The organism is Neptuniibacter sp. UBA6509 (assembly GCA_002435145.1).
Lineage (GTDB): Bacteria > Pseudomonadota > Gammaproteobacteria > Pseudomonadales > Balneatricaceae > Neptuniibacter.
Genome location: DJLT01000049.1, coordinates 77,013 through 84,332, shown reverse-complemented (window position 1 = coordinate 84,332; position 7,320 = coordinate 77,013). Strand labels below are relative to the sequence as shown.

Annotated in this window: 9 protein-coding genes and 1 riboswitch; of the genes, 2 read left to right on the top strand and 7 right to left on the bottom strand. The window is 45.4% G+C overall.

Features of this window, described 5'->3' with window-relative positions:
• The 7 genes from B4K11_RS06865 to B4K11_RS06835 all read right to left on the bottom strand — a co-directional run.
• On the bottom strand, positions 1–273 hold a 273-nt coding region (locus B4K11_RS06865; protein WP_292959296.1), incomplete at its 3' end, for an ATP-binding protein.
• A 73-nt stretch (positions 274–346) separates the two neighbouring features.
• Positions 347–1,744, bottom strand: a complete 1,398-nt coding sequence (locus B4K11_RS06860; protein ID WP_292955843.1) for an MFS transporter — start codon at positions 1,742–1,744, stop codon at positions 347–349.
• Entirely contained in the window at positions 1,741–2,481 is a 741-nt protein-coding gene (locus tag B4K11_RS06855) for an energy-coupling factor ABC transporter ATP-binding protein (RefSeq protein WP_292955846.1), read from the bottom strand. Before B4K11_RS06855 ends, B4K11_RS06860 begins: the two co-directional genes overlap by 4 nt.
• On the bottom strand, positions 2,478–3,260 hold the full coding sequence (gene cbiQ / locus B4K11_RS06850; RefSeq protein ID WP_292955849.1) for a cobalt ECF transporter T component CbiQ: 783 nt from the start codon (positions 3,258–3,260) through the stop codon (positions 2,478–2,480). The genes B4K11_RS06855 and cbiQ overlap by 4 nt, the downstream gene beginning before the upstream one ends.
• A gap of 4 nt (positions 3,261–3,264) precedes the next feature.
• Complete coding sequence (locus B4K11_RS06845) at positions 3,265–3,894, bottom strand: hypothetical protein (protein WP_292955852.1); 630 nt, start codon at positions 3,892–3,894, stop codon at positions 3,265–3,267.
• On the bottom strand, positions 3,887–4,507 hold the full coding sequence (cbiM, locus tag B4K11_RS06840) for a cobalt transporter CbiM (RefSeq protein ID WP_292955855.1): 621 nt from the start codon (positions 4,505–4,507) through the stop codon (positions 3,887–3,889). The genes B4K11_RS06845 and cbiM overlap by 8 nt, the downstream gene beginning before the upstream one ends.
• A 63-nt stretch (positions 4,508–4,570) precedes the next feature.
• A complete protein-coding gene (locus B4K11_RS06835) occupies positions 4,571–5,416 on the bottom strand; it encodes a DUF4198 domain-containing protein (protein WP_292955858.1) in 846 nt (281 codons plus the stop codon).
• A gap of 94 nt (positions 5,417–5,510) precedes the next feature.
• Positions 5,511–5,821, bottom strand: a riboswitch (cobalamin riboswitch).
• 213 nt (positions 5,822–6,034) lie between these two features.
• Between B4K11_RS06835 and B4K11_RS06830 the strand changes: the two genes are divergently transcribed.
• Entirely contained in the window at positions 6,035–6,445 is a 411-nt protein-coding gene (locus B4K11_RS06830) for an STAS/SEC14 domain-containing protein (RefSeq protein WP_292955861.1), read from the top strand.
• 100 nt (positions 6,446–6,545) lie between these two features.
• On the top strand, positions 6,546–6,845 hold the full coding sequence (locus B4K11_RS06825; RefSeq protein WP_292955864.1) for a DUF3817 domain-containing protein: 300 nt from the start codon (positions 6,546–6,548) through the stop codon (positions 6,843–6,845).
• The last annotated feature ends 475 nt before the right edge of the window (positions 6,846–7,320 follow it).

Here is a 7,320-nt window from a genome sequence, read left to right as displayed (position 1 = left end):
CAACATCTCTTCGCTGGCACCTAATGGCAAAGTGACAAATTCTGCGTCTAATAACTCACTTTTTCTATTACTATTGCTATCAGTAGCCGTATCCGATGAGAGATGCGCAGGCAGCAGATCAGCAAGGCCGCGCGCCAATGTCGATTTAGCACTTCCACGCGGGCCACTAATCACAACACCACCGATTGCTGGATTAATTGCAGCCAAAACAAGCGCCAGTTTAAAAGTATCCTGACCACAAACAGCGCTAAATGGAAAATGTGCTTTATTCATCTTTTGCCCCTGCTCTTTCTCTTAGTTCTCTATCTCAGCTATCTATCTCAGCTCTCTATTTAAGTTCTCTATCTCAGTGCTGCTTTGGCCAATGAGCATGATGCTCATCAATCACAAACTTATGCCGGTGTTTCTGCTTAGCATGGTAGTGCGGATGAACATGGGGTTCAGGGCCTTCCCAGCCCTCATGTTCATGCTGATGATGCTCATCATGGTAATGAGGATGCAAGTGGTCCATCTCCGGATGTTCATGCCACAACTCATGATGATCTTGTTGCTTCCAAACAACCGCAGCTAACACGGTAGCCAATAAAGCAACCGCCGCGAGCACTACAAATGTAAATTCCATTCCCAGTGTACTCCCTAAGCTACCTGCCAGTAGATATCCCACCAGCCACATGCCATGAGTTAATGCGAAGTTAGCAGAGAAATAATCATTACGATCACTCTCCTGACAAGAGTTACGCACGACTCTCCCTGTAGGGATTAAAATCATAGTGCTACCCACCCCGATCATAAACCAAAGCGGAAAAAGCCCTAGATAGCTAGGTCCTAATAGGCCTAAAAGCAGACCTAAAAACAGACTAACTGAAAGAACACCTCCCCCAGCCAGCATTACTGAGCGATCATGAAACCGCTCTAACAAAGCGGGCAACATAAACGCCACTATCATAGAACCAACACCCGCCGACACCATCAATAGCGGCACCATCTCTTCAGCTAAGCCCAATACCGCACGCACGTAAACCACAGTATTCACGATGATCATCGCTCCAGCGGCAGACAAAGCAAGATTCAATAACAACACCCCTCGTAAACGAGGCGTGCGTAGATAACTTTTTATACCAAAGCTCACATGCTGCCAAACACCACCACTTCGATCACTTCCCTTACTCACAGGGATAGACACAAGTAAAAGAAAAATAGAGGCCAAAAGGAAAGCCACACTATTCAACTGGAACAGCAGATCATAGGAGACAAACAGCAATAAAAACGCCGCGAGTGCAGGACTTAACAAGCTTTCCATCTCCATCGCTAAACGCGAGAGCGAAAGCGCTTGGGTATACTCTTTCTCTTTCGGCAAGATGTCCGGCAGTAACGCCTGATATACAGGGGTATAGCCTGCGGCTAAGGCATTTAAAAGAAAGATAACCACAAACAGCTGCCAAACCTCATCGCAAAATGGCAGCACGCCCACCAACATAGCACGCCCTATATTCAGTCCAGCCAACCAGGCCTTTCTAGGTAAACGATGGGCATAGCCACCCACCACCGGCGCAACCGTCAGATAAGCCACCATCTTAATCGCTAGAGCAAAACCTAAGACTAAACCGGCATCGCTCGGATTCAGATCGAAAGCCAAAAGCGCCAACGCAACCGTCGTTAAACCTGTGCCTATAAGCGAGACCAACTGGCCTAAAAAGAGCCAGCGAAAATCCGCTATAGATAGAGGTTTAAGAATTGCGATCATGCGTGCACGGTCTCAGTTTTAAAGGCTTCAGCTGATATATCAGTAGACTCACTCTCATTAACTTCTTTTATCTTGTTCGATACCGCCACAAGCTTCGCCTCTTCTAAGCGAACCTCACGTGTCGCTAACTGCGCTAAAAAATCCGCATCATGAGAGATAATAATCATCGCTTGCGGCAAAGTTTTTAAAGTATCAATCAGATGTTGTCGGGCTTTAGCATCAAGCGCATTACTCGGTTCATCTAGAAGTAACACTTCAGGTTCCATCGCCAGTACTGCTGCGAGGGTAATCATGCGTTTCTCACCACCGGAAAGCTGATGAGTTATGCGTTCTTCAAAACCAGCCATACCTAAAGAGGCTAAAGTTTCACTCGCGATTTGTAAGGCTTCAGCACGGCTTTTACCCAGGTTTAACGGGCCAAATGCAACGTCTTCAATCACCGTTGGGCAAAAAAGTTGATCATCAGGGTCTTGAAAGAGAAAACCCGCTTGCGCCCTAACCTCAACAAACGACTTCTCCTCTTTACGTATGGAGCCAAACGCAAAGATCTCGCCCGATTTAGCTTTTTTAAGGCCAACCAGAAGATGCAGTAACGTGGTTTTACCCGCGCCATTCGCACCGGTAAGCGCTACACGCTCGCCAACATCAAGATGGAAATCTACCTTATCCAAGACTAAACCACGGCGCGGATAGCGATAGCTTAAACCACTTACTTTAATCAGTGATTGCATCATCATAAAAAGTTAAGCCCCACTAATGCGCAAAGAAAAGGAACAAACAGCGCCATAAAACGATAATCATCTCTGCCCAGTGCCAGCTCATCAAATAGATAGAACTGACCTTTATAACCTCGGCATTTCATCGCATCCATAATACGTTCAGAACGTTCCAATGAATGCACAAGTAACATACCAATAAGGTAGCCAATAGAGCGCCATGTATGCATATCCGTACGTAATACAAATGCACGCGCCTGCATCGCACGTCGCATTCTTTTATATTCCTGACCGATAACATCCAAATAACGCACCGTAAAAAGTAAAAGGTGCACCAATTTATCCGGTACGTGTAGATGTGCTAGTGCATGCCCTAAAGAGGTTGCACTTAGTGTACCCACTAAAGCCAACAGTGAGAGCACCACCGCATGAGCCTTAAGCAAAATCATCATCGCGTGTAGAAAGCCCGCTTTACTGGCAGATAAACCCGCAACGGTAAACAAAGCTTCACCTGGTGTCGTGAATGGAAGCAAAATGATCAAAAAGATCATAAACATATCCATCGCAATCACTCGGCGAAGGGTACGTTTAACATTCAATTGCGCTAAAAACGCTAGAACAAGACCCGTAGCAGCGGCAATACTCAATACCCAAAAGTTTTCAGAAAGCACCGTCACAAACGCAAAAGCGGTGACTAAAATAACGCGCAGGCGTGGATCAAGCTTATCGATCATAGACAGATCATGCTTAACCTTTTGTCCCTTCCAGGAGGTGCCACTATGCTCTAAAAACTGAGGCATAAGCCTAAACCTGACCTTGTTTTTCTGAAGAGCTCTGCTTTTTAAGCTGATCTAACTGACGTTGACGCCACCAGATACCAATACCACACAGCCCAAAGATGTAACCGATACCACCGATAACATCTTGCAAGGATGCTTTCTCTTTATACTCGGCCAGCTCTTTACGCAAAGGTTTAACTTGCTTAGCGACAGCTTTCTCAATCATTTGCTGAAATGCTATTTGATCGCCAGTAAAGTTAACAGGCGTAGATGTCTGAGACATATCCGCGTTTGACACGGCATTACCACCCGGTAGGCTTTCTGGAAGTTCATCCGCCGGTAGCAGCAGTTCCAGCACATGGCCTGAACTTAAATTAGCAAAAAACTGATGATCGATCCGCTGCTGAGCCGTAAACACAAACAGGCCTTCGCTATCCGTCTCTATCATGCCCAGCAGATTACCCTGTGCATCACTGACTTTAATCTCAGTACCTTGCGCCGCCATATCCCCATTAGAGAAGCCTATTTCACCCTCTATCTGGTTACCAATAGCGTACACACCACCCACTACATTATGCGCATGAACAGGCATGAGACTTAAGCTCAGCAAAGTCATAAGAGCCAGAAGGCTTTGTTTCAGTATCCGGCTAGGCATAATCAGTTTCATCCTTAATATGCAAAAACTCAGGTTTCACTTTCCTAAGTAACAACACCGCTGCGGCGGTCACCCCGCCCTCAACGATCATCACAGGAATATGCGCAACAAAAGTGGCTTTTGCCGCAAGGAGAAAAGCCTCGCCCGAAAGCATCAAAGAGAAAGCCACCATCACTGTGGTCAACACAATCGACCCGGCTCCGCCAATCGCCCCCCAAGTCGCCGCGACTTTGGGTGATGGGGAACTAATCCCCTGACGGCAAAGGTAATACACCAATACCGCAGGCAGCGCGATATTAACTACATTCACCCCTAGCACGACGAAGCCACCAAAACCAAAGAACACCGCTTGTAGAAACAACGCCACCAATAACGCTGGAAAAGCGGCCCATCCTAAAGCTAAACCGATTAACCCATTCAGAATTAGATGGACGCTGGAAAAACCAATAGGTAAGTGAATATACGAAGCGATAAAAAATGCTGCTGATAGAACACCCACTTGCGGCAGGTGATCGTAATCCATTTTTTTAAGCCCCAAAGCGACACCCGCCACCGTAAGCGCTGCGCCTACAGCTAAAACAGGTACCGCGAGTGCTCCATCAACAATATGCATAATTGTTCCTTAGCTGTTTTACAGAATTTAGCTACTTTGATGAATTAAGTGCTTTAGAAGGCATCATTGTTTTGAAGGTATAACTTTTTTTGAAGAAATAGCTTCGTGAGCTTGCACCCAGATAACCGCATCTTGTGACAGCTCTTTACCTTGATGCTCTGTTTCACTACCCACACCCAACGCAGCAAAACCCCAATGGCCAGCCTTAGGGATACCAAAGGTAAAGGTACCGTTTGCATCCGCATACATAGTCATCGTGACAAACACATCGGAGGGCAGATCAATATTAGACTGGTCAGAAAAACGGTTGTTCTTCATGTCTGGCTGATGATTAACGTATTCAACTTCGATCTCTGCAAAAGGAACGGCTTTACCATGACTTTTTACAACGCCGGTAAATGTACCACCCGCGTAAATTGCATAAGGCTTAGTCAACGGGACTATTTCCGCCGTCAAACCAAAATCTGTATTCCAATCAGTAGGTAAACCACCCACATTAATAATCGTCTTAGTAATCTGCTGAATATAAAGATCTTCAGAGGCTTCAAGGTAAGGCGCCATCTGCATAACAAAAACGTAATCTCCAAGGCCACGCAGCTTAACATCGGCCTCGTAAGAATCACCTTTGTTCATCGCACTGGTCCAAGTGGAAGACTTAACATCATCTAGCAGGTCTGTTTTTTTGCCTTTTTTGATCATGTAAAACTGTTCCGGCGTATCAACCGTCATAACATGACCATTGTCCGCAGGGTGGGTAAAAGGCATTTTTAAATTAATAAGGCCACCACGATCACGCAAAAGATCGGGGGTGTACACCATCTGGAAGTGCGCAAAAGCACTCGCCGTAAAAAGACTAGATGACAGAAGAACAATGGCTAACGCCAAAGAATGAGACAACTTTTTAAACACAACAAACGCTCCAACAAATTAAGTGTCGGAGTTGGGAGGATAAGTATATTCAGCCCAGCTGAACTATTACTCGGTGAAGCCCTCCGCAACACCATGGTAAACATTTTATCGAGCTGGTATCCGGACTCATTGGCGAGGCTAATAATAAAAACAAATAACGTGGTAACGAATATTCGTATTTCAAAATCAGCACTCCGTTATTTCACCTTCCCACACCTCACACTTTACCTTTTACATAAAGCATAAAAAGTTCGATGCAGTGGTACCTGAAATAACCAAACCAATTTACCGTTGCGGGGGCAGTGTCGGGATTGCCTAAAGCGTTGCCAAATTAACAACTTAGCTCTAGATCGCACCGACTTCCCGGATCAAGTTTAGTAACAAACCCAATCTGCACTATGTGCGGCAAGATAAGGCGTCAACAATACCTATGCAATCAACGCTTTGCAATTGAGTAGTTTTCGTTTTGCTATGAATTTTTTACAGGCTAAATCCACTTTCATTCATCTTTTAAAACAAACACCTAAACAACAATCACCATAGATATGATCTAAGCCCTAACCCCTACCCCTTTTTATCTTTATAATAGGGCTAAATAACTCAGCAAAGAACAGATTAATGCTTTACGTACTTCCAGAAACAACCGGCGATATTATCGTTCTTCAAGCCAACGAATCACTCTCGCAAGAAGACTACACAGAAATATTTCTACCTTTATTTGATCACGTTAAAAACACACATCCAGAAGTACGACTATTGATCACTTTCGCCCCAGGCTTCCAAGGTTTTGAAGCCGGCGCGGTATGGGAAGACCTAAAGTTTGGCGCAACCCACGCTAACGATTTCCATCGCATCGCCATTGTCGGCGGCCCAGAATGGGTAGAATGGATCAGCAAAGTATCTGAGCTATTTATGCAAGGCGAAATTCGCCACTACAAACTCACTCAGCTGTTAGAAGCCCTTCGCTGGATCAATGATGAGGGTGAAGACGATGAGGAAGAAGAGAAGCTACACCCATTCGGTGGTTAGTCTTTCTTTAAGCAGCACTTCATAAAACACGATTTAACACGATAAGACATTATTTTTACACTACATAGACACCGCCTACAGATTACATAGAGAGCAATCAATGATAAAAGCGTTTCGCCTCATCAGCCTGTTAGAAGGCTTATCTTACATCGCTATTTTAAGCGTCACGCTTGGCTTTATCAGTAGAGATCATGTATCTACATTAGGTATGACACACGGCATTCTGTTCATGATCTACCTCATGCTTGCCATGAGTGTCTCCAACGACAAAAAGTGGCCATCATGGAAACTAGGACTTGTTATCCTCGCGTCACTGGTTCCTTTTGCGTTTATTCCAGCTGAAGTGTTTTTGCGTAAAGTTGAAAATGAAGTGGTGGAAGAACGGGAGACAGTTGTTTAGGCTTCAGACTTGTAGGAAGCCACCCCGTGTGCGAGGTTTTTGATTTTGTTCTTTAGGCTTTCGCCCCTAAGGGGGAACGGCAGTTCTCCCTTTAGAAATACACTTTAAAGCCAAAGGCTTTCGCCCTCAAGGGGAAACAACAGCTCTTCCCCTTAAGGATCCCCTAGCCGCCTATTCCTTGTCTCACTTCGTTCGATACCCTGTGTTTCTCTAACTCAATGGGACGGATATAAACTCGCTGCGCTCAGACAAATATCCATCTATTCCAATGAGTTATGCGATACTCGGCTGCGTCAAAGGTGAGAGGTTTGTGCCAACCTGAAAGTTTATTGCATCTATTCCCTGTAGGAGCTCAGCCCTTTATGCCCGAAGGGTGCTAGCGCGAATGATCACCAGTGAGATTTTATTGTAGGAGCTCAGCCCCTGAGCGAATGATCACCCGTTTGCTGAAGAGATTCAGAACCTCGCACGCGGG